Origin of the sequence: Sphingomonas sp. Leaf25 (assembly GCF_001421635.1) — a bacterium.
In the GTDB taxonomy this organism is placed as follows: domain Bacteria; phylum Pseudomonadota; class Alphaproteobacteria; order Sphingomonadales; family Sphingomonadaceae; genus Sphingomonas.
This window is the reverse complement of record NZ_LMKU01000028.1, coordinates 109,341-135,706: the sequence shown is the minus strand read 5'-3', so window position 1 is coordinate 135,706 and position 26,366 is coordinate 109,341. Positions and strand designations below refer to the sequence as shown.

Annotated in this window: 19 protein-coding genes, 1 tRNA gene and 1 pseudogene; 11 read left to right on the top strand and 10 right to left on the bottom strand. The window is 67.0% G+C overall.

The features are described from left to right. Positions 1–64: 64 nt before the first annotated feature. The gene (locus ASE78_RS11325; protein WP_156351478.1) at positions 65–979 is read left to right on the top strand and encodes a PAS domain-containing protein; all 915 of its coding nucleotides are present in this window, start codon (positions 65–67) and stop codon (positions 977–979) included. Here the strand turns inward: ASE78_RS11325 and ASE78_RS11320 are convergent, their stop codons facing one another. The 3 genes from ASE78_RS11320 to ASE78_RS11310 are packed head-to-tail and all read right to left on the bottom strand — an operon-like array spanning position 980 to position 3,729. Beyond that, positions 980–2,605, bottom strand: a complete 1,626-nt coding sequence (locus ASE78_RS11320; protein ID WP_162236497.1) for a pilus assembly protein TadG-related protein — start codon at positions 2,603–2,605, stop codon at positions 980–982. Positions 2,606–2,623: 18 nt separating this feature from the next. Continuing rightward, positions 2,624–3,034 carry a TadE/TadG family type IV pilus assembly protein gene (locus tag ASE78_RS11315; protein ID WP_056497121.1) on the bottom strand — a complete coding sequence of 137 codons (411 nt, stop codon included), beginning with the start codon at positions 3,032–3,034 and terminating at the stop codon, positions 2,624–2,626. A 29-nt stretch (positions 3,035–3,063) separates the two neighbouring features. Beyond that, positions 3,064–3,729, bottom strand: a complete 666-nt coding sequence (locus tag ASE78_RS11310) for a hypothetical protein (RefSeq protein WP_056497118.1) — start codon at positions 3,727–3,729, stop codon at positions 3,064–3,066. 285 nt (positions 3,730–4,014) lie between these two features. On the opposite strand from ASE78_RS11310, the gene ASE78_RS11305 reads away from it, so the two are divergent. Further along, a complete protein-coding gene (locus ASE78_RS11305; protein WP_056497114.1) occupies positions 4,015–6,972 on the top strand; it encodes a TonB-dependent receptor in 2,958 nt (985 codons plus the stop codon). Positions 6,973–7,119: 147 nt separating this feature from the next. Here ASE78_RS11305 and ASE78_RS11300 read toward each other — a convergent pair whose 3' ends face one another. Continuing rightward, positions 7,120–7,989, bottom strand: coding sequence for an acyl-CoA thioesterase (locus ASE78_RS11300; protein ID WP_056497111.1), 870 nt, complete (start codon positions 7,987–7,989; stop codon positions 7,120–7,122). Positions 7,990–8,020: 31 nt separating this feature from the next. Next, positions 8,021–9,929, bottom strand: a pseudogene (locus ASE78_RS11295) (3-hydroxyacyl-CoA dehydrogenase NAD-binding domain-containing protein); the annotation flags it as partial. A 249-nt stretch (positions 9,930–10,178) separates the two neighbouring features. Between ASE78_RS11295 and ASE78_RS11290 the strand changes: the two are divergent. Then, positions 10,179–11,903 carry a class I adenylate-forming enzyme family protein gene (locus ASE78_RS11290; RefSeq protein WP_056497108.1) on the top strand — a complete coding sequence of 575 codons (1,725 nt, stop codon included), beginning with the start codon at positions 10,179–10,181 and terminating at the stop codon, positions 11,901–11,903. Positions 11,904–11,908: 5 nt separating this feature from the next. Here ASE78_RS11290 and ASE78_RS11285 read toward each other — a convergent pair whose 3' ends face one another. Continuing rightward, positions 11,909–12,490 (bottom strand): hypothetical protein, encoded by a 582-nt coding sequence (locus ASE78_RS11285; protein WP_056497105.1) that lies wholly within the window; start codon positions 12,488–12,490, stop codon positions 11,909–11,911. Positions 12,491–12,621: 131 nt separating this feature from the next. Between ASE78_RS11285 and ASE78_RS11280 the strand changes: the two genes are divergently transcribed. Further along, the gene (locus ASE78_RS11280) at positions 12,622–14,478 is read left to right on the top strand and encodes an ABC-F family ATP-binding cassette domain-containing protein (protein WP_056497102.1); all 1,857 of its coding nucleotides are present in this window, start codon (positions 12,622–12,624) and stop codon (positions 14,476–14,478) included. A gap of 149 nt (positions 14,479–14,627) precedes the next feature. On the opposite strand, the gene ASE78_RS11275 is transcribed toward ASE78_RS11280, so the two are convergent. Further along, complete coding sequence (locus ASE78_RS11275) at positions 14,628–15,089, bottom strand: hypothetical protein (RefSeq protein WP_156351477.1); 462 nt, start codon at positions 15,087–15,089, stop codon at positions 14,628–14,630. Positions 15,090–15,194: 105 nt separating this feature from the next. Between ASE78_RS11275 and ASE78_RS11270 the strand changes: the two genes are divergently transcribed. After that, complete coding sequence (locus ASE78_RS11270; RefSeq protein ID WP_056497097.1) at positions 15,195–17,315, top strand: M3 family metallopeptidase; 2,121 nt, start codon at positions 15,195–15,197, stop codon at positions 17,313–17,315. 443 nt (positions 17,316–17,758) lie between these two features. On the opposite strand, the gene ASE78_RS11265 is transcribed toward ASE78_RS11270, so the two are convergent. Next, a complete protein-coding gene (locus ASE78_RS11265; protein ID WP_414886914.1) occupies positions 17,759–18,334 on the bottom strand; it encodes a PRC-barrel domain-containing protein in 576 nt (191 codons plus the stop codon). A 168-nt stretch (positions 18,335–18,502) separates the two neighbouring features. Between ASE78_RS11265 and ASE78_RS11260 the strand changes: the two genes are divergently transcribed. The 4 genes from ASE78_RS11260 to ASE78_RS11245 are packed head-to-tail and all read left to right on the top strand — an operon-like array spanning position 18,503 to position 22,842. Beyond that, positions 18,503–19,792: a 3-methyl-2-oxobutanoate dehydrogenase (2-methylpropanoyl-transferring) subunit alpha gene (locus ASE78_RS11260; RefSeq protein WP_056497091.1), complete on the top strand. Its 1,290-nt coding sequence runs from the start codon at positions 18,503–18,505 to the stop codon at positions 19,790–19,792. A 10-nt stretch (positions 19,793–19,802) separates the two neighbouring features. Then, positions 19,803–20,807: an alpha-ketoacid dehydrogenase subunit beta gene (locus tag ASE78_RS11255; protein WP_056497307.1), complete on the top strand. Its 1,005-nt coding sequence runs from the start codon at positions 19,803–19,805 to the stop codon at positions 20,805–20,807. A gap of 6 nt (positions 20,808–20,813) precedes the next feature. Continuing rightward, positions 20,814–22,082 carry a dihydrolipoamide acetyltransferase family protein gene (locus tag ASE78_RS11250; RefSeq protein ID WP_056497088.1) on the top strand — a complete coding sequence of 423 codons (1,269 nt, stop codon included), beginning with the start codon at positions 20,814–20,816 and terminating at the stop codon, positions 22,080–22,082. A gap of 43 nt (positions 22,083–22,125) precedes the next feature. Next, positions 22,126–22,842: a DUF4163 domain-containing protein gene (locus tag ASE78_RS11245; RefSeq protein WP_235515035.1), complete on the top strand. Its 717-nt coding sequence runs from the start codon at positions 22,126–22,128 to the stop codon at positions 22,840–22,842. A gap of 344 nt (positions 22,843–23,186) precedes the next feature. Here ASE78_RS11245 and ASE78_RS11240 read toward each other — a convergent pair whose 3' ends face one another. Together ASE78_RS11240 and ASE78_RS11235 are read right to left on the bottom strand one after the other, a co-directional pair. Next, entirely contained in the window at positions 23,187–24,956 is a 1,770-nt protein-coding gene (locus ASE78_RS11240; protein ID WP_056497085.1) for a DUF885 domain-containing protein, read from the bottom strand. Positions 24,957–25,017: 61 nt separating this feature from the next. Further along, positions 25,018–25,692, bottom strand: a complete 675-nt coding sequence (locus ASE78_RS11235) for a uracil-DNA glycosylase (RefSeq protein WP_082467164.1) — start codon at positions 25,690–25,692, stop codon at positions 25,018–25,020. A 22-nt stretch (positions 25,693–25,714) separates the two neighbouring features. Here ASE78_RS11235 and folK point away from each other — a divergent pair, with 22 nt between their 5' ends. Together folK and ASE78_RS11225 are read left to right on the top strand one after the other, a co-directional pair. Beyond that, positions 25,715–26,191, top strand: coding sequence for a 2-amino-4-hydroxy-6-hydroxymethyldihydropteridine diphosphokinase (gene folK, locus ASE78_RS11230; protein WP_056497082.1), 477 nt, complete (start codon positions 25,715–25,717; stop codon positions 26,189–26,191). A gap of 19 nt (positions 26,192–26,210) precedes the next feature. Then, positions 26,211–26,286: transfer RNA gene (locus ASE78_RS11225), tRNA-Lys, on the top strand. Positions 26,287–26,366 lie beyond the last annotated feature (80 nt).

The following is a 26,366-nucleotide window of genomic DNA, read 5'->3' as shown; positions in this document are numbered from 1 at the left end:
CGGTCGCTAAAATACGATATTAGTTAGATAATTGATGTAAGTTTACTTATATTGGAGGTTGGCGGTGCTCCCATTCGACGAGACTGTTCCGACCGTACCGGTGCCGAAATCACTGTCGGTATCTTCCGCCGATCTTGCGCGCCGCTTTGGTCAGTTGCGCCAGATGCACCCCGATGATGCGATCGTCGTAACCCATCACGGCCGGCCGACCCATGTACTGACCACCGTGTCGCATTACGACAGTCTGCGGCAGGTTCCGTCGGGGGACGGATCGTCGCAACCGGTGATCGACGCGGTCCAGCGCTTTGCCGATTGCCTGCGCAACGGCGTGCTCCAGATCGATTACGAGATGACCGTGCTGGTCGCGAACCAGGTCGCGCATGTAATGGTCGATCACGCCGACTGCTCGCTGGTCGGGCAGAAGATCTTCGAGGCGGTGCCGACGCTGCGCCGGTCGCTCGTCGGGACCTATGTCCGCCGCGCCGTGGCGAGCAAGGAGCCGTGTACCGCCGAATTGCCGTCGCTGTTCCGGCCGGGCAACTGGATCCGCGTCGACGTCCATCCCTATGCCCGGCATGTGACCATCTTGTTCCAGGATATTACCGACGACGTGCAGCGCCACCGGATGGGCGACCGGCGCGAGGCGATCCGCGCGGCGGTGGAGGGGCATGACGGCGTCGGCTATGCCTGCGTCAACACCCGCGGCCATATCGAACAGGTCGATGCGAGCTTTTCGGGGCTGATCCAGTTGCCCGCCGAGCGGCTGCGCCACGTCGCCGTCGCCGATCTCGTGCCGGTGGCGCACCGGGTCGCCTTTCGCAAGGCGCTCGATACCGTTCTCAGTGAAGGGGGGATCGGGACGATCGATACGGTGATGCTCAACAACGAAGGGCAGGGGGTGCCGGTGAGCGTGGCGATGTCGGAAATGCACGGCAGCTATGGCAGCGAAGGCGCGGTGCTGTTGCTGACCCGGTCCTGACTATCCCACCAGCATCGGCGTGCCGCAGCGTACGCCGTTCACCCGGACGTCGGCCTCGCCGATCCGCACGCCGGCCAGGCCCGTGACCTGATCGACCACCATGTCGAGCGCGGGCGCGGCGAGTGCCAGGACGTTGCCAACGCTCGACACCAACGGACCGACCGATAATCCGAGGCCCAGCACCCGCGCGTCGAGGTCGACATTGCGGATCAGGCTGGAGGCGACGCCCCGCGCGACGTCGTTGGTCGCGACGGTCTTGACCGTGCCGCCGTCGATCTCGCCGGCGTTGAAGGTGACGCGCTGCGCCTGCGTGCCGCCCAGCCGGATGTCGGCGAACGCCGAGACGGACGCGAGCGGCAGCGCGACGACGCGCGCCGGGCGCAACTCCATCGCCCGCTGGAAATTGCCGAGCGCCGCCGGATCGAGGTCGGCGATGGCGACCCGACCGACCGCCGGCGTCACGTCGAGCGCCGCGCTCGCCCTGGCCCGCCCGCCGTTGCAGCCGACCGAGGCCAGTTTCGCCTCCGCCTCGGCCAGTTCGACATAGATCGGGGTACGAACGGCGGCGAGGCCGAGCGGCACGTTGACCAGCGCAACGTCGAGCCACAGCCGCGTCTGCGCGGTACGGACCACCCGCTCGCCGCTGGCGCCGATCGACAGCCATGGACTGTTCGCGGCGTGTTCGCCGATTTCCAGCCACATCCGGATTTCGCCGATGCCGGGAATACCGAGGTCGACGCTGGTCTGCACCTGCCGCGTCCCGCCCGAGATGAGCAGTGATTCGCGCAGCAGGGTGAAGGCATCGCTCGCCACCGGCCGTGTCGGATCGCTGCGCACCGCGCCGGCCAGCGGTCCCAGATCGATGATCGTGTCGAGCCGCACGTTGCGGTTGGGCAGCCGCCCGGCCAATGTCCGCAGCGCCTGCGCCGCCGCAGCATTGGCGGTCGCGCCGGCCATCGCCGTCACCAGTTTGGGCAGCGCGATCCGCGTGCCGAGCACCTCGCCGAACGTCACCGCCTGCAACCCGATGTCGCTGCGCAGCAACTCGCTCATCCGCAACAGGTCGACCTGCGCCCCGGCCAGCGCAGTATAGTCCATGACGGTCAGGTGCAGTTCGGTGCCGGCCAGTTGCGACAGCAGCGCATTGGGCAGGCCGCCGCGCACCGCCGCCAGCCGCGACCCGATCGAAAAGGCGGCAAGATCGATCCGCGCGGCGGTGGCGCGCGCGGCGATCGGCGTCGCCTGTCGCCCGAACACTTGGGCGAAGATCGGCTGCATCCGGCTTTCGAGCGACACGCGCGCTGCATTGGACGGCAGCGCCCCGGCGGTGAACCGTGCGCCGGGCGCGATCGCCGGGTTGGGATCGAACCGGCCGATCGTCATCGCGGTCAGGCGGGTCTGGTTGGCCGGGGCGGTGGCGACCGCCGCCTGCGCACGGTTGGTGCCATCCTCGACCTGCGCGGCGGCGGCGAGCGCGGCGGCGTCGGCCACGCCCTGCAACCGCCGCTTTTCGAGGAACAGCGAGGCGGTATCGACCCCCAGCACCGCCGATCCGAGCAGCATCGCCAACCCGCCGGCCATCAGCATCGTGACATTGCCGTCGCGGCGATCGATCAGTCCCGACACAGGCGCCCGCCGTCGCATCTACAACCCCGTCAGCAACATCGTCGCGCGGCGCTCGATCGTCTTGCTCTGCGCCGGCACGATTGGCAGCGCCAGCAACGGATTGGCGGTGCCGTCGTAGCGGGTGGTGACGGTCAGCCGCTGGCCGTCGTCCTGCACCGTCACCGTCACTGCGCTTGCGGCGACGCCATAGGTATGCGCCAGCGTGGTACGCGCCGCATTGGTGGCCAGCGTCGCGCGTTCGCCCTGCGTCAATCCGGCCAGCGCGGCGCGTCCGGCTTCGTTCGCGCTCTGCTGGACCGCGTGCGACATGGCGAGCCACGTCCCCCCGGTCAGGATACCGAACAGTAGCGTCAGCAGGACCGGCAAGGCCAGCGCGAGTTCGACCACCGCCGCCCCGCGCCGGTCGTGCGCCAGTGCCAGTTCACGCAAAGTACGGATACCCCGAATAGTTCGCCGAATCAGTCGCATCGCAGCCCTTCCGTTGCCGGGATCGATCGTGCCGCCACGATCAGCGCGGCGATGGCGCGCGCCGCCGCCTCGCGTGAGGCATGGCGGACCATGCTCTGTCCGCACCACCGCCGGTCCGCGCCGCGCCGGATCGACCAGACGAGCCGATAGGCGGTGCCGAGCGCGTCGGTATCGACGCTGATCGTCGCGGCGATCTCGGGCGGATCGCCCACGTCGCCCCCGGCTTCAGCAACCAGACGGGTGACGTCGGTGCCGAACCCTGCCGCGATGGCATCGTCACCCGGAGCGATCGTCAGGCCGGCGGTTCGGGAAACCGGCGGTATCGCGCCGGGCCCGGCCATGACGTCCGGTGAGGCCAGCGCCGGGATCGTCACTGCTGCCGGTCGTACCGTGCCGTGGATCATCGCCGCCCCGGTCAGCGCCAGCCCGATCGCGGCGACCGCCATGACCTTCGCCTCGACCGGCAGGCTGGCATAGGCGATCAGCACCGCATCGGCGATCGTCAGCGCGGCGAGCAGCAGCAGGAACGGGAGCGTCAGCAGCGTCGGATGGGCCATGCCCGCCAGCGCCAGCGCGATCTGAACCCCGGCCAGCGCCAGCGCGGCGATGGTGCCGGGCGACCATTCCCACGACCTTTCCGAAAACCGCACCAGCATCGAATTACCTTTCGGGAACGAGCATAGCCACGATTGTTCAAGCGAAGTTGCCGGACAGGTTCCCAATGATTTACGTAATTTACGGCAATCTCCTGAAACCTGCGGCGACCGCGAACGGTCTCGACGCTCCAGCCAGTCACGGCCTCGTCGGCGCAATTTTTGATCGCATAAGGGCATCAGGACGGGTGACAGACGCGGCGGCGTGATCTACTATGTGCATATAAGTATCAAAATATGGGACGCGAGATACAGGTTTCGTGATCCCGATACAGGGAGAGGAAGAGGATGAAGTTCCGTATCCATGCGCGGCGTGGTGCCTCGTTCGCGGCGTTATCGGTCGCGTTGCTCGCCGCCGTGCCTGCCGCCGCGCAGACGACCCCGGCCGACACCGGCGGCGATACCGTCACGCCGCAGACCGCCGACGAAGGCGAGATCATCGTCACCGGCTTCCGCGCCTCGCTCGACAGCGCGCTGGGCCAGAAGCGCCGTGAGACGGCGGCCGTCGACAGCATCGTCGCCGAGGACATCGGCAAGTTTCCCGACGCGAACCTCGCCGAATCGATGCAGCGCGTGCCCGGCGTGGCACTGGCGCGCGGCGATGGCGGGGAAGGGCGCAACATCTCGGTCCGGGGCCTGGGAGCGGGCTTCACCCGGGTCCGCATCAACGGCATGGAGGGCACCGCGCAGACCGGTTCGTCCGACATCTATGGCGCGGGCAACAACGGCCGCAGCTTCGATTTCAACATCTTCCCGACCGAAATCTTTTCGGCCTTGTCGGTGCGCAAGACCCCCTCGGCCGATGTCGAGGAGGGCTCGCTCGGCGCGACGGTCGACCTGACCGCGCCCAAGCCGCTCGACGCGCGCGGGGATTTCGTGCTGACCGCGACCGCGCGTGGCATCTGGAACGAATTGTCGAAGCAGGTCGACCCGCGCGCCTCGCTGCTGGTGTCGAAGAAGTTCGCCGACGGCACGTTCGGCGTCCTCGCCTCGGTCGCCTATCAGAAGCGGCATCTGCGCGAGGTCGGCTATTCGGCGGTCGATATTCTGTCGGCCAATACCAACGGGCTGTTCTGTTCGCCGGTCGGCGTCAATCCGCTCTATCCCGCCTTCGGAACCAAGGGCGCGACGATCGGCGACTGTTCTACCGGCAATCCGCGCACCGGATCGGTCGCGGCGTATAACACCATTCTCGGGCTGCGCCGCGCCGACCTGCCCAACACGCCGGGCAGCGGCGCGTTCTTCCCGCGCCTGCCGCGCTACCTGAATTCCGAACAGGATCAGGAACGCATCGGCGGCACCTTCACCGTGCAGTTCAAGCCCGACGACAATACCGACATCTCGGTCGACCTGCTCTATTCGCGCTTCGACGTGGAGCGTCGCGACAATTACATCGCCGGCATCTCGTTCGGCCGGTCGATCGCCAACAACGGGCAGCCGATGGTGTCGGTCCGCGACGCGCAGTTCAGCGAGAACGGCTCGCTGCTCTACGGCCTGTTCGACGGGGTCGACGTGCGCTCCGAAGGGTTGGTCGATCACTTCGTCTCGACCTTCAAACAGGCCAATTTCAACCTGAAGCACCGGTTCAACGACGCGCTCGAACTGACGATGCTGGTCGGGCGCAACCAGTCGGTGTGGGACGGGCGCAAGCGGTTGCAGACGTTCATGGACGTGATCGACAGCGATAATTTCTCGATCGACTTCCGCGGCAAGGGCAGCACGCCGACGATCGGTTTCGGCTTCGATGTCGCGAACCCGGCGAACTTCACCTACGCCCCCGGCCTGTCGGACGGCACCGTGCTCGGCGGGTTCAGCTATCAGGGCAAGCCGTCCAAGAACACGACCGACAATTTCACCGGCGAGGTCAATCTCGGCTGGACCGTCGCCGAAGGCTTCACGGTCAAGACCGGCGGCCAGTATCGCGAGAGCGATTTCGTCTCGTCGTTCCTGCGGCCGTACAACGCCGACACCGTCGTCCGTGCGCTGCCCGCCGGGACCAGCCTCGCCAGTATCACCCGGCAGATCGATGGTGTCGGCGACCTGTTCGGATCGGGTGCGCCCAATAGCTGGGCGGCGATCGATCCCGACAAATGGGCCTCGACCTTCGGCTTCGATGCGGTGCGCTATTGCGGCGTCGAATGCGGCGGCGGGCGCAGCCGGGTGAAGGAAGAGATCAAGGGCGCCTATGTGATGGGCAACTTCGATCTGACCGACACGCTCGGCATCGGCGTGCGCGGCGACGTGGGCGTGCGCTATATCAAGACCGACCTGTTCACCTCGGGCTATATCGCGGTCGCCCCGCCCGCAGGACAAACCTCGCCGACCAACCTCGTCGGGCAATATGCGCAGGCGCGGCGCGGCTATGACGACTGGCTGCCGTCCGCCAACGTCGTGATCGAACCGGTTCGCGACCTGTTGATCCGCCTGTCGGGCGCCAAGGTGATGACCCGGCCCGAACTGGGCATCCTGACGCCGACCAGCGGGGTCAATCCGGTGACGCGTGTCGGCAACGTCAACAACCCGTTCCTTGAACCGATCCGCGCCAACACCTTCGACGCCGCGCTCGAATGGTATTTCAAGCCGGGCTCGCTGCTGTCGGTCGCCTATTTCTACAAGGACATCAAAAGCTATATCCAGAACGTCAACAGCCAGATCCCGTTCAACCAGTTGGGGCTGCCCAACGCCCTGCTGGAGAACAGCCAGACCTCGCCCGACGAGCTGTTCACCGTGTCGCAGCCGTTCAACACGCCGGGCGGTCCGCTGCAGGGTGTCGAGGTCAACGCGCAGTTGCGGCTCGACTTCCTGCCCGGGTTCCTCGGCAATCTGGGCGTGCTGGCCAATTACACCCGCGTGACGTCGGAGATCGAATATGTCCTCGCCAGCGTGGGCGGGGTGCCGACCGTGACGACGACCAACGATCTGGTCGGCCTGTCGAAGAACACCGCGTCGGGCACGCTGTTCTATGAGGACGATCGGTTCAGCATCCGCTCGACCGCCAATTATCGCGACCGCTTCATCCGCGGCATTCCGGCATCGCCCGGCAGCGATCTTCAGGGGAACAAGCCGACGCTCTATGTCGATGCCTCGGCCTCCTATGGCATCACCGACACGATCAAGCTGATCGTCGAGGCGACCAACCTGACCGACGAGCGCAACGTCCTTTATACCGACAGCGTCCGGCAGGACACGCTGTTCGAGACGCGGATCGGCCGGACGGTGACGGCGGGCGTGAACGTGCGGTTTTAGGGTTCGATCCGCCTGACGGCGGATGCGGCACCGGCCCGCTCCCCCACCCGACCACCCAATCAGGATACGCTGTGGGTGGTCGGGTGGGGGAGCGGGCCGGTGCCGCCATCTGATCCAGCTACGCTGGATCAGATCAGATCAGAAACGTCAGCCGCGTACCCGGATCAGCCCTTCCTGCGCCACGCTGGCGACCAGGCGTCCGTCGCGGGTGAAGATGCGGCCGCTGTTGTGGCCGCGCGCATGGCCGGCCCATGGGCTGTCGGTGGCATAGAGCAGCCAGTCGTCGACGCGGAACGGCTCGTGCAGCCACAGCGCATGGTCGAGGCTGGCGACCTGCATCCGGTCCATCAGCCAGTTGACGCCGTGCGGCAGCATCGACGTGCCGAGCAGCATCGCGTCGCTGGCATAGGCGAGCATCGCCCGGTGCAGTTCCATGTCCTCGCCGACCTGTCCGACGATGCGGAACCAGCTCGCCTGTTCGGGCGGGCGCGGCGTCGGGTCGAGCCAGTGGCGGCCGGAGGCCGGGCGGAACTCGATCGGTCGCGCCTTGCTGAGCAAGGGCAAGAGCCGTTCGGGAATGCGGTCACGCATCGCCTCGATCAGATCGGCTTCGGACGGCAGTTCGTCGGGTGGCGGCACGGCGGGCATCGCGTCCTGATGGTGCATGCCGTCCTCGGGCAGATGGAATGACGCCGCCATGTTGAGGATCGCCTGTCCGCGCTGCATCGCGATCACCCGCGCGTTGGCGAAGCTGCGCCCGGCGAAGTCGCGTTCCACCCGGTAGATGATCGGATGCGCCTCGTCGCCCGGCCGCAGGAAATAGGCGTGGAGCGAGTGGGCGATCTTGTCGCCGCCGATCGAGCGTTGCGCCGCCTGCAACGCCTGTCCGATCACCTGACCGCCGAACACCCGGCCGATCCCGCCGGGGTTGCGCGCGCCCCGGTAGAGGTCGGTATCGATCGTCTCGACGTCGAGCAGTGCGGTGAGGTTCGCGACCAGGGTCGTGCTATCGGTCATGGCTGCTCCAACGGTCGGCGGACGGGGCGGTTCAGTTGAACCGCCCGCCGCTCTCGGCCTTTTCGCGCAGCAGCGGCGCGACCTCGAAGCCGTGCTTTTCTAGGCCGGCGACGATCTTCTTCAGCCCTTCCATATCGGCCCAGAACATCGGACCACCGCGATACGGCGGCCAGCCATAGCCATAGACCCAGACGACATCGATGTCCGACGCGCGCTGCGCCTTGCCTTCGGCGAGGATCTTCGCGCCTTCGTTGACCATCGGATAAAGCGTGCGTTCGATAATCTCCTGCTCGGTCACGTCATGCTGCGGCGTGGCGGTTTTTGCGCGGAAGTCGGCGATGATCTCGGCGACGCGGGGGCTGGGCGACGGAGTGCGCCTGTCGTCATAATCGTAGAAGCCCGCGCCCTTCTTCTGGCCCCAGCGATCCTCGGCGGCGAGCGCGTCGCGGATGTTCTCGATCCGGGTCGGATCGCGGTGCCAGCCGATGTCGACGCCGGCCAGATCGCTCATCTGGAACGGCCCCATCGGGAATCCGAAATCGACATGCACCCGGTCGACCTGTTCGGGGGTCGCGCCTTCGAGCAGCAGCCTAGTCGCTTCCTCCTGACGCGGGATCAGCATGCGGTTGCCGATGAAGCCGTGGCAGACGCCGGCAACCACCGCGACCTTGCGGATCTTCTTGGCGATGGCCATCACCGTTGCCAGCGCGTCGTCGGCGGTGTGTTCGGCGCGGACGACTTCGAGCAGTTTCATGACGTTGGCCGGCGAGAAGAAGTGCATGCCGAGCACGTCCTGCGGCCGCTTGGTCGCAGCCGCGATGACGTCGATGTCGAGGAAACTGGTGTTGGTCGCAAGGATCGCACCCGGCTTGGCGATGGTGTCGAGCTTGGCGAAAATGTCCTGCTTGACTGCGATTTCCTCATACACCGCCTCGATCACCAGATCGCAGTCGGCGAGCGCGTCGAGGCCCAGCGTAGCGTTCAGCAGGCCCATCGCCGCCTCGACGGCTTGCGGAGCCATCCGGCCCTTGGCGGCGGTCGCCTCGTAATTCTTGCGGATGGTGGCGACGCCGCGATCGAGCGCGTCCTGCTGCATCTCGACGATGGTGACGGGGACGCCGGCCGACAGGAAGTTCATCGCGATGCCGCCGCCCATCGTGCCCGCGCCGATCACGCCGACGCGGTTTACCGGGCGCAGCGCGATGTCCTTGGCGATGCCGTCGATCCGCGATGCCTTGCGTTCGGAAAAGAAGATGTGCCGCTGCGCCGCCGACTGCACGCTGAACATCAGCTTCATGAACTGCTCGCGCTCGAACTGTACCCCTTGCGCGAAGGACGTTTCGCTCGCTTTCACCACGCAGGCGATGTTGGCGGCGGGCGCTTCATAGCCCCGGAAGCGGCGGGCGTTGGCTTTCTCGAAGGCGGCCACGGCTTCGGGGTCGGGCTGGACCGGCTTTTCGGAGGTGCGCGGCAGGGGGCGGACGTCCGCCACCTCGTTCGCGAAGGCAATGGCGTCGGCGAGCAGGCTGTCCTCGCCCGCCAGCCGGTCGATCAGGCCGGCGTCCTTCGCTTTCGCCGCGGAGATCGGATCACCCTTCGCCACCAGTTCCAGCGCCACCGCGACGCCGCCGAGGCGCGGCAGGCGCTGGGTGCCGCCGGCGCCAGGGAGCAGGCCGAGCTTCACTTCGGGCGTGCCGAGCTTCGCGCTGGGCACCGCGATCCGGTAATGGCTGGCAATCGCGACCTCGCAGCCGCCGCCGAGCGCGGTGCCGTGGATCGCGGCGACGACCGGCTTGTCCGATGCCTCGATCATGTCGACCAGTTCGGGGAGCAGCGGCATCACCGGCGGCTTGGTGAATTCGGTGATGTCGGCCCCGGCGAAGAACGTCTTGCCGGCGCAGGCGATGACGACCGCGCGGACGGAATCGTCACCGGCGGCTNGGCCTTCAGGCCGAGCCGTACCGGGGCGGCGAGCGCGTTGACCGGCGGGTGGTCGGCGATCGCGACCAGCACGTCGCCATGGCGTTCGGTCTTGACGGACATTGCGGACATCTCTCCATCGCTTGCCATACCGGTCCTTCTAACATCCGGCGGCGGGTTGGGCCTTCTATTGCCTTTGGCACCTGCTTAATCAATAGTCCGTTGCGGGTGGCCCGGAATTTCAGGCAAACCCGATATTCTAGGAGGCAATGATCGAACGGGCGATGACAGGGGCGGGTGGTGCGGCGTGGCCGGCGATGTCGGATATGCACATCCGCGCGCTGCTGACCGCGCCGGGTACGCCGTTCGAGATGGCCGAGGCGCTGATCGGCGGCATCGCCACCCGCATCTGGCGCAATGCGCCGGCCGATCTGGCGCTGCTGGCGCGGGCGTCGGCGACGCATGGCGACCGGCTGGCGACAATCTATGGCGACGACCGGGTAAGCTATGCCGCGCAGTACCGGGCGATCACGGCGTTGGCGGCGCATCTGCGGACGATCGGCATCGGCAAGGGCGACCGGGTGGCGCTGGCGATGCGCAATCTGCCCGAATGGCCGGTCGCCTTTTTTGCGATCGTCGGCATCGGGGCGATCTGCGTGCCGCTGAACGCATGGTGGAGCCCGGCCGAACTGGCGTTCGGGATCGCGGATTCGGGCGCGCAACTGGCGATCGTCGATGGCGAGCGCCATGCCCGGATCGGCGAGGGCACGGTGCCGATGCTGGTCGCGCGGCCGACCGGGCCGGTGGCCGCTCCCGCACAGCTGCTGGAGGCGGTGATCGGGGCCTGTGCCGACTGGTCTGCGCTGCCCGAAGCGGCGCTGCCGGACGTGGCGATCCTGCCCGACGATCCGGCGGCGATCTTCTATACCAGCGGGACGACCGGACGCCCCAAGGGCGCGCTTGGCACGCATCGCAATCTGGCGACCAATATCCTGTCGTCGGCGTACAACACCACCCGGACGATGCTGCGCCGGGGGGAGATGCCGCCGCCCGCCCCCGAACCCAAGACGGGGCTGCTGGTCATCCCGTTCTTCCACGTCACCGCGTGCAGCGCGGTGCTGATGGGGATGATGGCCAGCGGCGGCACGATGGTGCTGATGCGCAAATGGGACGCGGGCGAGGCGCTGGCGCTGATCGAGCGCGAACGGGTGCAGGCGACCGGCGGCGTGCCGACGATCGCGTGGCAGTTGCTCGACCATCCCGACCGGGCGCGCTATGACCTCTCCTCGCTGGAGACGATCAGCTATGGCGGCGCGCCGTCGGCCCCCGATCTGGTGTGGCGGCTGCACGAGAGCTTCGGGGTGATGCCCGGCAACGGCTGGGGCATGACCGAGACGATGGCGACCGTGACCCAGCACAGCGCCGAGGATTATCTAGCAAGGCCAACCAGTTGCGGGCCGCCGGTGCCGGTCGCCGATCTAAAGGTGATGGACGTGGATGGCGCCGGCGAACTGCCGGTCGGCGAGGTCGGCGAGCTATGGGTGCGCGGGCCGATGATCGTGGCGGGATACTGGCAGCGGCTAGAGGAGACGGCGGCGACCTTCATCGACGGATGGGTCCGTACCGGCGACCTGGCGCGGCTGGACGACGAAGGCTTCTGCTACATCGTCGACCGGGCGAAGGACATCATCATCCGCGGCGGCGAGAACATCTATTCGATCGAGGTCGAGGACGTGCTGTACGCCCATCCCGCCGTGACCGATGCGGCGGTGATCGGCCGGCCGCACCGCGTGCTGGGCGAGGAGCCGGTGGCGGTGGTGCATCTGTCGCCGGGGTGCCACGTCGAGGCGGCCGAGTTGCAGGTGTTCGTCGGCGAGCGGCTTGCCGGCTTCAAGGTGCCGGTGGAGGTGCGGTTTTCGGACACGGTGTTGCCGAGGAATGCGAACGGCAAGATCTTGAAGGGCGAGTTGCGGGGATGGTTCGCGGTCGGGTGAACGTCCTACGGCTTCGGCAAAGCATGTTGGATGCCCTTGGCTTGCCGGGGCTTGTGTTCCCGGTTCCACGGCGGACAGAACAGTGCAATCAGTCGCGCCTCCTCGGTGGCGGCAAGGCTGACCTCGGCGCCGAAGATCTCCACCCGTTCGGCGGGCCGCACCCATAGTTCGAGTTCGCGCCGTGAGTTGGATTCCCACATCGCACGGATACGATCGGCATGGCCCAACCCCGCCGTCGCGGCGCACGGGTCGCCCGCGATCCGGCGTCGTTCGTGCTCGGCCTGATCCTTCAAGGTGCCGTGGAAACCTCGTTCGTGTTCGACCGCGCGCTTGCGCATGCCGCCGTTGGCCATGCCAACATAGCAGGGCCGCAGCGCCCCCGCCTCGATCCACATATAAGTTGCCGCGCCTTTGCCGTCGAACAGCGCGATGCTGTCGCGGTCGGCCTGTACGAGATAGGCGATCCGGTTGCCGTCGCTACCCTCGACCAGCTTGCGCCCGGCGTTCGCGAGATCCGACCGGACGCCGAAACGGGCGACGCGGCGAAAACCGAGGTCGGTGGGGGTCGGCAAGGTGTTGTCCGTCATATCGTTCGTGATTCCGAAACGGGTGCGTTCGAGACACGCTCGCACGGTCCGCGTTAACAAATTCCGACCGTGACGCGGAACTGTTCCGCCACCCTTCGCAAACGCGGCGAAAACTGCTACGCGCCCGCCCCATGCTCAATCTGAACGGTATCACGGTGCGCCTTGGCGGGCGGACGATCCTCGACAATGCCAGTGCGGCGCTGCCGCCGGGGAGCCGGGTCGGGCTGATCGGGCGCAATGGCGCGGGCAAGTCGACGCTGGTGCGGGTGATCGCCGGGCAGCTCGAACCCGATACCGGCACCGCCGAGATGCCGCGTGGGTCACGCCTCGGCTATGTCGCACAGGAAGCCCCGGCGGGACAGGCGACGCCGTTCGAGACGGTGCTGGAGGCCGATGTCGAGCGCGCGCGGCTGATGCACGATGCCGAGACCATGACCGATCCCGACCGGCTGGGCGATATCCACGAACGGCTGCTGGCGATCGACGCCTATGGCGCACCGGCGCGGGCCGCGCGCATCCTCGTCGGGCTGGGGTTCGACGAGGAGATGCAGGGGCGGGCGCTGGAGAGCTATTCGGGCGGCTGGCGGATGCGCGTCGCGCTGGCGGCGTTGCTGTTCAGCCAGCCCGACGTGCTGCTGCTCGACGAACCGTCGAACCACCTCGACCTCGAAGCGGTGATGTGGCTGGAGGATTTCCTCAAAGGCTACAAGGCGACGATCGTCGTCGTCAGCCACGAGCGCGATTTCCTGAACAACGTCGTCGACCATATCCTGCATCTGCATCAGGGCAAGATCACGCTGTATCCCGGCGGCTATGACGCCTTCGAGAAGCAGCGTGCCGAGCGGCTGGCGCAGATCGAGGCGGCGCGCGCCAACCAGGCGACGCAGCGCGCCAAGTTGCAGGAATATGTCGCGAAGAATTCCGCGCGCGCCTCGACCGCGAAGCAGGCGCAGTCGCGCCTTAAGATTCTCGCCAAGATGAAGCCGATCGCGGCGATGGCCGAGGATCCCAGCCTGACGTTCGACTTTCCCGATCCCGACGAACTGCGCCCGCCGCTCATCACGCTCGACATGGCGAGCGTCGGCTATGGCGACACGCCGATCCTCAAGCGGCTGAACCTGCGGATCGACCCCGAGGACCGCATCGCGCTGCTGGGCCGCAACGGCAACGGCAAGACGACGCTGGCGCGGCTACTCGCGGCGCAATTGGCGCCGATGGACGGCGACATGAACGCGGCGGGCAAGATGAAGGTCGGCTATTTCACCCAGTATCAGGTGGAGGAGCTGAGCACCGACGACACGCCGCTCGAACATATGACGCGCCAGATGAAGGGCGCGACCCCCGCCGCCGTGCGCGCGCAGCTCGGCCGGTTCGGCTTTTCGGGCGACAAGGCGATCACGCTGGTCGGCAAGCTGTCGGGTGGCGAGCGGGCGCGGTTGGCGCTGGCGCTCATCACGCGCGAGGCACCGCATATGCTGATCCTCGACGAGCCGACCAACCACTTGGACGTCGATGCGCGCGAGGCGCTGGTGCAGGCCTTGAACGCCTATACCGGCTGCGTGCTGCTGGTCAGCCACGACCGCCACATGCTGGAGGCGACCGCCGACCGGCTGGTGCTGGTCGACGAGGGGACGGCGAAGGAATTCGACGGGACGATCGACGACTATATCGCGCTGATCCTCGGCAATTCGGCCAAGGAAAAGGCGAAGAAGGCCAACAAGAAGGACGACCGCAAGGCGGCGGCCGAAGCACGCGAAAAGGCGCAGGTGCTGCGCAAGGGCGCGCAGGCGATCGAGCGCGATCTGGCCAAGCTGACCGAGCAGCGCGACGCGCTGGACGCGGCGATGGCGGGACAGGCGTCGCCCGCGCTCGCCCGGTTGACGATGGCGCAGTTGATGAAGCGCCGCGCCAGCCTCGACACCGAGATCGAGGCGGCGGAGGCCAAGTGGATGGAGGCGAACGAGGCGCTGGAGGGACTGGCGGCGTAGGGCATTTCGTCATTCCCGCGAAGGCGGGAATCCATAGACGCTGACGGCTTGGCTGGAACCGCGACGGCAGCGGCTATGGGTCCCCGCCTTCGCGGGGGCGACGAGGGGTGGGAGTGCGGCGGGCATCGTGCCTGTCTGCCCCGGCCCCCTCAAACCAGCGTGCGCTTCACCGTCTCATAACAGTCGTCGATGTGGCTGTTGCCGACCAGCTTCATCGCACCGAAGCTGATACCGGCGGCGGCGACCTGTCCGGCAAAGGGGACGAAGCGCAGCACCGATTTGGTCGCATAGCGCGCCGCGACGCGGCGAACGAGCGCGGTGACGATGCGGCGGGTGATCGATCGGCCGATGACGCCGTTGCCGAGATTGGCGGCGATCAGAAAAATCTGCTTCGCGCGATCGGGTTCGAGCTTTGCGACCTGATCCTTGCTCAACCCGAAACGCTGGTTGATGTCGGGCAGTAGCTTGGTCAGGATGTTGGCGTCGACGAGCAGGTCGGCGCCGGGCACCGGCACCACCGCCGCGCCGGCCGAGACGAGCGCGCGTTTCGTCACCAGCTTGCGCGCCTCGTCGGCCACGCGGTCGAGTTCGGCGAGCGACGTGATCTGCATGGATACCCCCGGTTTCATTTCGTTGCCGCGCATAACGCGCCAGCTTGCCAAGCGGCTCCCAATGCCTAGGTTCGTCGTAATTCGATATTGCATACGGACGACTGGATGAAAATCGCCTTGAGCCTGCTGCTTGCCTCCACCGCGCTGCCGACGACCGGCGGCGCGCAGACCAGCGCCGCGACGATCGACGCGACGCCGCTGACCGCGCCATGGGGCGGACCCTATGAAGGGGTGCCGCCGTGGGACAAGGTTACACCGGCGATGTTCCCGGTCGCGTTCCCGGTGGCGATGGCCGAGATGCGGCGCGACATCCACAAGGTCCGCGACGACACGCGCCCGGCGACGTTCGACACGGTGATCGTGCCGTTGCAACTGGCCGGCAAGACGATGGACCGGGTGGGCGCGATGTGGGGAGTCTATACCGGCAACCTCGCGACGAAGGAGGTACAGGCGATCGACCGCGAGTGGTCGCCCAAACTGTCGGCGTTCAACGACGAACTGTTCCTCGACCCGAAGCTCTTCGCGCGCGTCAAGGCGGCGTATGACACGCGGTCGAGCCAGCGGCTGAACGCGCAGCAACTACGGTTGCTGGAGCGGACCTATCGCGGCTTCGTGCGGCGCGGCAGCCTGTTGACCGATGCGCAGCGCGCCCAGGTGAGCGGGCTTAACCAGCAATTGTCGGTCGCCTATAACGAGTTCAGCCGCAAGGTGCTGGCCGATGAGGAGACGTGGATCGTCGTCGATGACGCGAAGCGGCTGGCCGGCCTGCCCGACAGTTTCGTCGCGTCGTTGAAGGCGGCGGCGGACGAGCGGGGCCTTGCCGGCAAATGGGCGATCGTCAACACGCGCTCGTCGGTGGCGCCGGTGCTGACCTATGCCACCGATCGTCCCTTGCGCGAGGCGGTGTGGCGCAAGTTCGTCAAGCGCGGCGACAATGGCGACGGCAACGACACCAAGGCGACGATCGCGACGATCCTGAAGCTGCGGCAGGAGCGCGCGAAGCTGCTGGGGTTCCGCAACCACGCCTGGCTGCGGATGGACGACACGATGGCGGAGACGCCGGCCAACGCCCGCGCGCTGATGATGCGCGTGTGGCCCGCCGCCGTCGCGCGGGTGCGACAGGAAGTGACCGACATGCAGGCGCTGGCCACGCAGGGCGGGGCGGCGATCACGATCGAGCCATGGGATTATCGCTTCTACGCCGAAAAGGTGCGCAAGGCGAAATACGACCTCGATGAAAGCGAGGTGAAGCCGTATCTCCAGCTCGACAATATCGTTCAGGCGGCGTTCTATGCGGCGGGGCGGCTGTACGATCTGGAATTCACCGAAAATACCGGGCAGATCCCGGTGTTCGAGAAGAACGTGCGGACCTTTGTCGTCACCGATGCGCGCGACGGGTCCAATGTCGGCGTGTTCTACCTCGACAATTTCGCGCGCAGCGGCAAGCGATCGGGTGCGTGGGCGACGCGCTATCGCGGGCAGCAGAAGCTCGGCGGCGAGACGAACGTGCTGGCGTCGAACAACAATAATTTCGTGAAGGGCGCGGGCGGACAGCCGACGCTCATCAGCCTCGACGATGCGACGACGCTGTTCCACGAATTCGGCCATGCGATCCATTCGCTGGTGCAGGACGTGACCTATCCCGGCCTTTCGGGGACGCCGCGCGACTTCGTGGAATATCCGAGCCAGGTGAACGAGAACTGGCTGCTGACCCGCGACGTGCTCGATCGTTATGCCAGGCATTACCAGACGGGGCAGGCGATGCCGCAGGCGCTGGTCGACAAGATTGAGAAGTCGTCGACCTTCAACCAAGGGTTCGACACGGTCGAATATCTCTCATCGGCGATCGTCGACATGGAATTGCACGACCGTGCGGAGCCGGTGAGCGACGTAGCGGCGTTCGAGCGCGATACGTTGGCTAAGCTGGGGATGCCGAAGGAGATCGTGATGCGGCACCGGTTGCCGCAGTTCAATCACCTGTTCTCGTCGGATGCCTATTCGGCGGGCTATTATTCGTATCTGTGGTCGGAGACGATGGACGCCGATACGTGGGCCGCGTTCGTCGCGACCGGCAATGTGTGGGACAAGGCGACGGCGGACCGGTTCCGCAAGACGTTGCTGGCGACGGGGAACGAGACCGATCGCAAGGAAGCGTATCGCGCGTTTCGCGGGCGCGACCCGGATGTGACCGCGTTGTTCCGGCGGCGGGGGTTTCCGGTGGAGTGACGCGGGGTGGGGGCGATAGCTGGAAATGTCCACTATCGCCCGGTTGCCGTCATAGATCGTTTGAAGCAATATCCAGCGAATGGCTCCCGGATCATGGACGACAAGCGCAAATGAAAATCCCGCGATGGTATCTGTGGCAGTTTGCGGCATGGCTCGTGACGGGACTTCCGTTCCAATGGTTTTTTACCGCTTTTAACGGACTGTCATTGTTCTCATTGCCCGATTCACCGGGGCCTAACGGTCCGTCGCTACCAGCTTGGGTTCTTGCGATGATCTTTCTCTATCACCCAATCCTGACTGCTCCGGTTGCAATTTGGTCTGCCTTTTATCACCGCGAGCGGACCCTGCCACGTCCTTAGAGCAACTGCACGGATTCTGGGTGATGGATGTCAGCAATCCACCAGCTCCCGTCATTCGTCTTTCAGGTCATTATCGCTTCAGGCTTACAGCGCCTTGGGCCAGTGGTCGGACCTTACCGTCGGTTCCGCCCGGATCGCGCCGACACTTAAGTCGGTCCGTACCCCGTCCGCGCCGAACACCAGTTCCTCCGGCCCCAACGCATGCAGCGTCTCTCCCACACCGCCGACACCGCCGGTGCTGACCACGACATAGGCGATGGCGTTGTCGCCGCAGCCGAGCATCGCATCGACGATCGTGCCGACCCGCTCGCCGTCGGGGCCGGTCAGCGTCGCGCCGACCACGCCGCCCGCCGCATAAAGCGAGGGGACCGGGGCGTGCGCGCTGTCGGCGGCGGCGGCGGTGCTGCCCCTGTCGTAGGTCGCCTGCCGGCCGAGCCAGCGCCAGATGCCGACGAGGTTCACCACCGTCAGGAAGCCGTTGGAGAGGACGAGGTTGGTCTGCCCGCTCGACAAGCCGACGATCGTCCACGCGACCGATCCGACCGTGAAGACGACGAACCCCCAGCCCGTCACCCGCGCGCCGAGGTTCGCCGCCGTCATCATCGCCGCGATCATCGTGGCGGCCGGCGCGATCCAGCCCGCGATCTCGCTCAAATTCACTCTCCCAATGGTTTCAATGCGATACGGGCGAAGCGGGAGGTAGTTCCGACGAAACCAGATGGCCCTGCGCAACCACCCCCTCGCCAAGGTCGTTGAAATTATATAACAAGCGTTTGTAACGAGTCTGCGCGACCGCTGAAGCGGCGACGCAGGGTACATGGAGAGTGCATGACCGGCGACCATCGCCCCAACCTGCCGCGCCTGGCGCTGCATGTCCCCGAGCCGAAGTTCCGCCCCGGCGACGCGGTGGACTTTGCCGATGTGGCGGTGCCGCCCGCCGGCGCGCAACCCCGCCCCGACACGGCGGCTCCGGCCGACCAGTTCCACGCGCTGTCCTACACACTGGTCCGCGTGCTCGATGAGCAGGGGCAGGCGGTGGGGCCGTGGAACCCGCGGCTCGACCCGGATGTATTGCGGCGGATGCTGCGGAATATGGCGATGGTCCGCGCGTTCGACGAGCGGATGTTCCGCGCGCAGCGGCAGGGCAAGACCAGCTTCTACATGAAATGCACCGGCGAGGAGGCGATCGCCGTTGCGGGCACGATGGCGCTCGACCGTGACGACATGACCTTTCCCAGCTATCGCCAGCAGGGCATCCTGATCGCGCGCGACTATCCGCTGGTCGAGATGATGAACCAGATCTATTCGAACCGCGGCGACAAGTTGCAGGGCAAGCAGTTGCCGATCATGTATTCGGCGAAGGACCATGGGTTCTTCTCGATCTCGGGCAACCTGACCACGCAATATCCGCAGGCGGTCGGCTGGGCGATGGCCTCGGCGTCGAAGGGCGATACGCGGATCGCGGCGACATGGTGCGGCGAGGGGAGCACGGCGGAGGGTGATTTCCACTCCGCGCTGACCTTCGCCACCGTGTACCGCGCGCCGGTGATCTTCAACGTGGTCAACAACCAGTGGGCGATCAGCAGCTTTTCCGGGTTCGCGGGGGCGGAGGCGACGACCTTTGCCGCGCGGGCGATCGGCTATGGCATCGCCGGGCTGCGCGTTGATGGCAATGATGCGCTGGCGGTCTATGCCGCCACCGCCTGGGCCGCCGAGCGGGCGCGGCTGAACGCTGGTCCCACGCTGATCGAGCATTTCACTTATCGCGCCGAGGGGCATTCGACCTCGGACGACCCTACCCAGTATCGATCGGCGGGCGAGCCGACCGCATGGCCGCTGGGCGATCCGGTTGCGCGGCTGAAGGCGCATCTCGTCGCCATCGGCGAGTGGGATGATGACCGCCACGCCGCGATGGACCGCGAGGTCGCCGAGCAGGTGCGCGCCGCGCAGAAGGCGGCGGAGGCCAACGGCATCCTCGGCCACGGGCTGCACCAGCCGCTCGACACGCTGTTCGACGGGGTGTTCGAGGAGATGCCGTGGCATTTGCGCGAGCAACAGGCGCAGATGATGGCCGAGGAGCAGGCCTCCGGCCGCCCCTGGGCGCGCAAGGAGGTTTGACATGGCGCGGATGAACATGATCCAGGCGATCAATTCCGCGATGGATGTGATGATGGCGCGTGACGCGGGCGTGATCGTGATGGGCGAGGATGTCGGCTATTTCGGCGGCGTGTTCCGCGCCACCGCCGGCCTCCAGTCGAAATATGGCAAGACCCGCGTGTTCGACACGCCGATCACCGAATGCGGCATCATCGGCGTCGCGGTGGGAATGGGCGCCTATGGCCTGCGCCCGGTGCCCGAAATCCAGTTCGCCGATTACATCTATCCGGCGCTCGACCAGTTGGTGAGCGAGGCGGCACGGCTGCGCTATCGCTCGGGTGGCGAATTCACCGCGCCGATCACCGTGCGATCGCCGTTCGGCGGCGGCATCTTCGGCGGGCAGACGCATTCGCAGTCGCCCGAGGGCATCTTCACCCATGTGTCGGGCATCAAGACGGTGATCCCGTCGACGCCCTATGACGCCAAGGGGCTGTTGATCGCCGCGATCGAGGACAATGATCCGGTGCTCTTCTTCGAGCCGAAGCGCATCTATAACGGCCCGTTCGACGGCAATTGGGACAAGCCGGCGCAGAACTGGTCGAAACATGCGGGCGGCGAGGTGCCCGAGGACTATTACCGGATCGAGCTGGGCAAGGCGAAGGTGGTGCGCGAAGGCAGCGACCTGACGATCCTCGCCTATGGCACGATGGTCCATGTCGTGACCGCGACCGTCGAGGCGGCGGGGGTGGATGCCGAGATCCTTGACCTGCGCACGCTGGTGCCGCTCGACATCGACGCGATCGAGGCGTCGGTGAAGAAGACCGGGCGCTGCATGATCGTGCATGAGGCGACGCGCACCGGCGGCTTCGGCGCGGAACTGTCGGCGCTGGTGCAGGAACGCTGCTTCCACCACCTCGAAGCGCCGGTCGAGCGCGTGACCGGATTCGACACGCCGTACCCGCACAGCCTCGAATGGGCGTATTTCCCCGGGCCGGTCCGCATCGGACAGGCGCTGAAAAAGATCATGCAGGACTAGATAGCCATGGCACGTTTTTCCTTTCGTCTGCCCGACATCGGCGAAGGCATTTCCGAAGCCGAGATCGTGGCATGGCATGTCGCGGTCGGCGACCGTGTCGAGGAGGATGGTCGCCTTGCCGACATGATGACCGACAAGGCCACGGTCGAGATGGAGAGCCCGGTCGCGGGCACCGTCGTCGAACTGGCGGGCGAGCCGGGCGACCAGGTGGCGATCGGCGCGACGCTGGTGGTGATCGAGACCGGGGAAGAGGTGGTGCAGCCCGCCGAACCCGAACGGGTCGAGGCGGAGAATCCGGGGGTCGAGGAGGTCGTGGCCGAGCCTGCGCCGGCCGCACCGATCGAGGAGCGTGCTCCGGAGCCGGCACCCGAACCCGCCCCTGCGCCGTCGCGCGAGCGGGCGACGACGCTGGCGTCGCCGGCGGTGCGGCAGCGCGCCAAGGAGCTTGGCGTCGATCTGGCGTCGGTGCGCCATGACGGGCCGCATATCCGCCATGCCGACCTCGACGCCTATCTGCGCTATGGATCAGGGCAGGGCTATCACGCGCCGAACGTCAGCCGCGCGCGGGCGGATGAAGTGGTCAAGGTCATCGGCATGCGGCGGCGCATCGCCGAGAATATGGCGGCGGCGAAGCGGCACATTCCGCACTTTACCTATGTCGAGGAGATCGACGTCACCGCGCTGGAGGCGATGCGCGCCGACCTCAACGCAGGCCGGGGGAGCCGCCCCAAGCTGACGCTGCTGCCGCTGCTGATCGTCGCCATCTGTCGGACATTGCCCGACTTCCCGATGCTGAACGCGCGCTATGACGACGAGGCCGGGGTGGTGACGCGGTCGGGCCGGGTGCATCTGGGCATGGCGACGCAGACCGATGCCGGGTTGATGGTGCCGGTGATCCGCGACGCGCAGGACATGAACCCCTGGAGCCTAGCGAGCGAGATCGTCCGGCTGGCCGAGGCCGCGCGGACCGGCAAGGCGACGTCGGCCGAACTGTCGGGCGGCACGATCACCATCACCTCGCTCGGGCCGCTGGGCGGCATCGCGACCACGCCGGTCATCAACCGGCCCGAGGTGGCGATCATTGGTCCGAACCGCATCGTCGAGCGGCCGGTGTTCCGTGCGCGCGCCGGCGGTGGCGAGGAGATCGTCAAGGCCAAGCTCATGAACCTGTCGATCAGTTGCGACCACCGCGTCGTCGATGGTCATGACGCCGCGAGCTATGTTCAGGCGTTGAAGCGGCTGATCGAAACGCCGGTGCTGCTGTTCGCCGACTGACCCGTCCGGTCATCGCCCGTACAGCCGCCCCGGAATAGCCGTGATGCAGGAGGATCGGGCGATGCGGGTGATGACGGCGTTGGTGTTGGCGGCGGTCGCGGTTCCGGCGGTGGCGCAGGGAACGGCGGACTATGACTTCAAATATAGCTATCCGGCGCAGGCGGGGAGAATCGCGCCGCTGAAGGCATGGCTGGAGGCAGAGAGGGCGAAGCTGCGGACCAGCACCGCGCGCGACGCCGCCGGGGACCGGCGCGAATCGAAGCGCGGTGGCTTCCCGTTCCGCAAGCATGACGCCTCGCGCGAATGGCAGGTCGTGACCGATACGCCGCGGTTCCTCAGCCTGTCGTCGGTGAGTTACGGCTATACCGGTGGCGCGCATGGCTCGACCGCGTCGGGGAGCATGGTCTGGGACAAGCGCGTGGGGAAGCGGCTCGATCCGAAAGCGGTGTTCGTGTCGAACGCAGCGTTGCAGGCGGCGGTGATGCCGACGTGGTGCAAGTGGATGCGCGCCGAGCGCGATCGTCGCGCAGGTGGGCCGATGCCCTCCGACGGCATTTTCGGCAAATGTCCGCCGGTCAAGGACGTGACGGTGCTGCTGGGATCATCGAACGGTCGCGCGTTCGACCGGATCGGGGTGATCGCCGACCAATATGTCGTCGGCTCGTACGCCGAGGGGCAGTATGAGACGACGGTTCCGGTGAGCGCGGCGGTGCTGCGCGCGGTGAAGCCTGAGTATCGCGGGGCGTTTATGGTTCGGTAGGCGGGCGATGCGCTGCGAAGAAGAAGGAAGGTTGGTTCGCGCGGAGGCACGGAGGCGCGGAGGGGTTTCGCTTCTGGCGATGTCCTACGGTAGCCAGCTACGTCGGGTTTCGCGGCGCTCTCCTCTTCGTCATTCCCGCGAAGGCGGGAATCCATAGACGCTACCGTTTCGTCTCTTTCAGGAACGTCGGCGTGTATGGATTCCCGCCTTCGCGGGAATGACGATGGCGGCGGCGGCAGGCGCTACTTCTCCGCGCCTCCGCGCCTCCGCGCCTCCGCGCCTCCGCGCGAACAAAACCTTCTTCGCGCCTTCGCGGGAACCGACCTTCCTTCTTCCCGAACCCCCTACGCGATAGGCTCCCCGAACATCAGCGCCCGCACATAGCGCACCGGCGGCGAGCCGTGCGAGATGACCGCGTCGTTGTAGCGCATCAGGTCGAACTTCGTGCCGTCGCGGCGTTCGGCGTCGCGGCGCAGGTCGATGTGTTCGCTGTAGCCGACGAAATAGCTCGGCAACTGCGTCGAGCCCAGCCGGGCGCGGGTCCATTTGCCGGCGGCCTCGCGCTCCTGCTGGAACGCGCCGCGCATCATCATGTCCATTGCGGTCGCTTCGGTGAGGCCCTCGGTATGGATGCCGATGTCGAGCAGCGCGTTGGTGATCGAACGCATCCGCATCTTGAGGACGGTCAGCTTGAACAGCGGATCGCCGTCGAGATAGTCGGCGTCGGCCATCATGCCCTCGGCATAGACCGCCCAGCCTTCGACGAACGGCCCCGACGACAGGACCGCGCGCAGGATCGACTTGTTCTCGTTGCTGTGCGCGATCTGGAGGTAGTGGCCCGGCATCGCCTCGTGGATCGACAGGTCGTGGAGCATATAGTCGTTATATTCGCGCAGGAACGAGGTGGCCTGCGCGTCGGACCAGTCGGCCGGGATCGGCGAGACGGCGTAGAAGGTGCCGAGATGCTTTTCGAGCGGCCCCGGGCTGTCGCAATAGGCGACGGCCACGCCCTGCTGGAACTTGGGCATCTCGATGATCTCGACCGGGGTGGCCGGCACGCGCACCAGCTTCTTTTCGCGGACGAAGGCGGTGGCGGTGGCCAGTGTCGCGCGCGCCTTCGCCATCACCTGGTTCCGGTTCGGGCGGCGGGCATAGGTCATTTCCAGCGCCGCCTCGATCGCCTTCTGCTGCTGCGCCGGGGTCGGGCGGGCAGGGGTGGGCGGCGCGGTGGGGCGACCGTGCAGGACGGTGCGGGCCAGCGCATACATTTCGGCCCGCGTGTCGGCGGCGGCGCGGGTGGCGCGCGTCTTGATCTCACCACGCGACAGCGGCGAGACGAGCGCGAATTTCAGCTTCTGGTCGTACAGCGCCGTCCCTAAACGGAAATCGCCCTTCGCGGCGGGGACCAGCACAGTGTCGAGCCAGCGCTGCTGTTCGGCGACCGCGCCGCGCAGCGTCGCCACCGCCCGGTCGAACCGCGCCCGATCGCCGCGCGGCAGCGTGTCCTTGTGGGGGCTAAGCATCGTGTCGACGATCTGGAGGATGCCGCTGTTCTGCTTGGCGACGGTCGTCGCGAAGATCGCGGGGACGCGGGCGGGCACGATGGTCTCGCGCATCTGCGCGTACATCGCCGGCACCTGCTCCATCCGCCGCGTGGCGGAGCGCAGCCGCTGCGGCCATGGCGCGAAGTCGCGCGCCGCCAGCGCATAGAGGCCGCCCGAAATGGTGCCATTGGCCCCCTGCGGGTCCCACGCGAAGGGTTGCAGCACTTCCAGCGTCCACAGTTGATAGCGCAGGTCGTTGTCGAGCAGCGCCGCATCGACCTGATCGTCGCGCGACAGCGTGGCGCGATCGATCCGGCCGAGCTCGTCCAGCGTCGCGCGCAGGAAGGCGGCGTCGCGGGCGCGACCGGCGGCGGACAAATCCTCGACCTCGCCGTCATGCGCGTGGTTGCCGAGCGCGGTGGCATAGCCCGGATGCAGCCGCGCCATCCCGGCCAGATAGGCCGCCGAGAGCCGGGCGAAATCCCCCGCCGCCCCGCCCTGCGCCACGGCGGGCAGCGCGCGGGCGAGCGGCGCGAGCGCCATCAGCGCGACGAAATGGCGGCGGTACATCGGATTTCCCCTCAGACTGGTCGGCATACGCTACCCTGCGACACCATGCGCACAAGCGGAATCATGCGCCGTCGCGCAAGTGGATCGCGCGGGCGAACACGGCGGCGAACATCTCCGGGGTCAGTCGCCCGGTGTTCTGATTGTAGCGCGAGCAGTGATAGCTATCGAGCAGCATCACCCCGCCGGGCATGCGATGTTCGGCGAGATGCGCGAACGGCGCCTTGGGCAGCCGCCCGCCCAGCACCTTCACCGCCGACTGGTGCGCGATCGCGCCCAGCGCCACTACGACCTTCAGCGACGGCATCGCCGCCAGATCGGCGTCGAGGAACGGGCGGCAGGTGCGGATTTCCTCCGGGGTCGGCCTGTTTTCAGGCGGCAGGCAGCGGACGGCGTTGACGATCGCGACGCCGCGCAACTCGGGCGCATCGGCGACCTTGCCGGTATAGCTGCCCTCCGCCAGCCCGGCGGCGATCAGCGTGTCCCAGAACAACGGCCCCGACCGGTCGCCGGTGAACGGCCGCCCGGTGCGGTTGGCGCCCTGCAATCCCGGCGCGAGGCCGACGATCGCCAGCCACGGGTCGGCATCGCCGAAGCGCGGCACCGGTGCGTTCCACCAGTCGGGGTGTTCGGTGCGCAGCGCGTCGCGGGTCGCCACGAGGCGCGGGCAGCGCGGGCAGTCGACTGGAGGGGCGATCGGGGCCGCGATCATGGGTTCGGCAGGGGTGGTGATGTCCATCGACAGGCGATAGTCGCGGGGGATGTCGAGCTCAACCTATGCCATCGCGATCGGATCGAACCGGTGCGGCCGCCATGGCGGGCCGGTGGCAGAGGTCCGCGCGGCGGTGGCGGCGCTGGACGGGGTGCGGGCGGTCGCGCCGGTCATGGCCAGTGCGCCACTCGGGCCGTCGCTGCGGCGGTACGCGAATACCGTCGCGATCATCGAGAGCGCGCTGGGGCCGGCGGCGTTGCTCGATGCACTAAAGGCGATCGAGCGCAGGTTCGGGCGGCGGCGCGGGCGGCGGTGGGGATCGCGGGTGATCGACCTCGACATCATCCTGTGGTCGGGCGGGTGCTGGCGCTCGCCCGGACTGGTCGTGCCGCATCTGGCGTTCCGCGAACGGGCGTTCGTGCTGCGGCCGCTGGCGGCGATTGCGGCGGGCTGGCGTGATCCGGTGAGCGGGCGGAGCGTGCGACAGTTGCAGCAGATGGTTGACCACGGCCGTCGCCGCGCCTAGGGGCTGGCGCTTCGTTGATGGGCCCGTAGCTCAGTTGGTAGAGCAACGGACTTTTAATCTGTAGGTCTCGGGTTCGAATCCCGACGGGCTCACCAGCGAAATGCGACGCATTGTCCGGTGTTTGAGCCGTGACGGCATGGCGTTCCCCCGATCTCCGGCGCATGACCCGCCCCCT

Coding starts and splice junctions, on each gene's coding strand:
- ASE78_RS11310 (WP_056497118.1), bottom strand. CDS start 3,729: ATGCTGGTGCGGTTTTCGGAAAGGTCGTGGGAATGGTCGCCCGGCACC.
- ASE78_RS11305 (WP_056497114.1), top strand. CDS start 4,015: ATGAAGTTCCGTATCCATGCGCGGCGTGGTGCCTCGTTCGCGGCGTTA.
- ASE78_RS11300 (WP_056497111.1), bottom strand. CDS start 7,989: ATGACCGATAGCACGACCCTGGTCGCGAACCTCACCGCACTGCTCGAC.
- ASE78_RS11290 (WP_056497108.1), top strand. CDS start 10,179: ATGATCGAACGGGCGATGACAGGGGCGGGTGGTGCGGCGTGGCCGGCG.
- ASE78_RS11285 (WP_056497105.1), bottom strand. CDS start 12,490: ATGACGGACAACACCTTGCCGACCCCCACCGACCTCGGTTTTCGCCGC.
- ASE78_RS11280 (WP_056497102.1), top strand. CDS start 12,622: ATGCTCAATCTGAACGGTATCACGGTGCGCCTTGGCGGGCGGACGATC.
- ASE78_RS11275 (WP_156351477.1), bottom strand. CDS start 15,089: ATGCAGATCACGTCGCTCGCCGAACTCGACCGCGTGGCCGACGAGGCG.
- ASE78_RS11270 (WP_056497097.1), top strand. CDS start 15,195: ATGAAAATCGCCTTGAGCCTGCTGCTTGCCTCCACCGCGCTGCCGACG.
- ASE78_RS11260 (WP_056497091.1), top strand. CDS start 18,503: ATGACCGGCGACCATCGCCCCAACCTGCCGCGCCTGGCGCTGCATGTC.
- ASE78_RS11255 (WP_056497307.1), top strand. CDS start 19,803: ATGAACATGATCCAGGCGATCAATTCCGCGATGGATGTGATGATGGCG.
- ASE78_RS11250 (WP_056497088.1), top strand. CDS start 20,814: ATGGCACGTTTTTCCTTTCGTCTGCCCGACATCGGCGAAGGCATTTCC.
- ASE78_RS11245 (WP_235515035.1), top strand. CDS start 22,126: ATGCAGGAGGATCGGGCGATGCGGGTGATGACGGCGTTGGTGTTGGCG.
- ASE78_RS11240 (WP_056497085.1), bottom strand. CDS start 24,956: ATGTACCGCCGCCATTTCGTCGCGCTGATGGCGCTCGCGCCGCTCGCC.
- ASE78_RS11235 (WP_082467164.1), bottom strand. CDS start 25,692: ATGGACATCACCACCCCTGCCGAACCCATGATCGCGGCCCCGATCGCC.
- folK (WP_056497082.1), top strand. CDS start 25,715: ATGTCGAGCTCAACCTATGCCATCGCGATCGGATCGAACCGGTGCGGC.